This is a genomic window from Streptococcus suis YS56, from assembly GCF_000440115.1.
GTDB classification, from domain to species: domain Bacteria; phylum Bacillota; class Bacilli; order Lactobacillales; family Streptococcaceae; genus Streptococcus; species Streptococcus suis_L.
Genome location: NZ_ALMY01000053.1, coordinates 1 through 1258 on the forward strand (window position 1 = coordinate 1; position 1258 = coordinate 1258).

Annotated in this window: 2 protein-coding genes; one reads left to right on the forward strand and one right to left on the reverse strand. The window is 36.2% G+C overall.

Features of this window, described 5'->3' with window-relative positions; genetic code table 11:
* The first annotated feature begins 321 nt into the window (after window positions 1-321).
* Complete coding sequence (locus tag SST62_RS1000000112625) at window positions 322-564, forward strand: hypothetical protein (RefSeq protein ID WP_194283586.1); 243 nt, start codon at window positions 322-324, stop codon at window positions 562-564.
* A 139-nt stretch (window positions 565-703) separates the two neighbouring features.
* Here the strand turns inward: SST62_RS1000000112625 and SST62_RS0106125 are convergent.
* Window positions 704-1258, reverse strand: a 555-nt coding sequence (locus tag SST62_RS0106125) for an IS30 family transposase (protein ID WP_029186669.1), incomplete at its 5' end; no start/stop codon positions are given.

Genomic DNA, 1258 nt, shown 5'->3' on the forward strand with positions numbered 1-1258 from the left:
AGAAAAGTGGCTGAGTTATTGAGGAGATTTCAATCGGTTGAGTATTCTTTAGAATACTATTTTAAAACTAAATGACTATATTATTATTTTAAACCAATTACTGTCAAATCTTTTTTTGAGCAAGAAAAATTTGCAGCGTATTCAGAAACTGGCGAGATATGTTACTTTGTTCCGAAAGCAGATGATTTCAAAAACCATCGCTCATACCACTATCAGGAGCTTACCAAGCGAGGGACTATTGAATTTCGAAGGACATGTACACAACCATTTGAAACAACATTTGCTCCCATAGCCTTTCATTTAGGTCTGCTCGCCAATCTCGTGAAATTGGAAGAAATTCTAGAAAGTACAGAGTTTTTTATAGAATTTGGTAGAGATTATTCAAAGCTACGTAGACAATTTTCGAGAAAAAAACTGTCTGATTTAGAACAAAGAATGGTGAAAGATTTTTCTAAGACATTATTAGATTGTGCACATGAAGCCCTCCTTTTGAGAGGATACAGAGAAGAAAAATATTTAACTCCACTGTACACTTCATTAATTGATGACCCCGGGGTATTGTGAAAATATGAGTAGGTAGCCATAGATTTTTACAAAAACATAAATACCTTTGCAAAAAAATGATATACTGCAGGCATACTAAGAAAATATACAATCTCCGATTAGTATGCCTCTCAGTTTTTCCCAAAATTTCAAGTTGAAGTTAGCCGCCCAAAAGAAATTCACTTGGCGACTTGTAGTCCAAGCATTTTTTAGGGTAGTTGTTAATCCAATTTTCGATAAAAGCTACTTCTTTCGGAGTCGTTTTCTTGGTTCCTTTAGGTAACCATCTCCGAATTAATCGATTATGATTTTCATTTAAACCTCTCTCCCATGAAGAGTAAGCCTGTGCGTAGTAGATATGTTCCTCAGGAAATATCTCAGACAATCGTTTGAACTCCGAACCATTATCTGCAGTAATGGACAGAATACGATTCTCCCCTAATAGTAACGTAAGCTCCTGATTGACAGATTCCGCAGTTTTATTTGGAATTAACCTTATAATTTGGTGTCTGCTCCGCCGGTCGGTTAAGACTAACAGGAAATAATTTTTTATCTTAGTCAGTAGGACGGTATCAATTTCATAATGACCATTTTCCAAGCGAAGATTAATAACGTCAGGACGTTCTTCGATAGATTTACCTGCCGGCTTAAAGTTCGGACTAGCTTGCTTCTTGACACCTTTCCTTTTTCTGGGATAAAGCATGTCGGCCTTCGT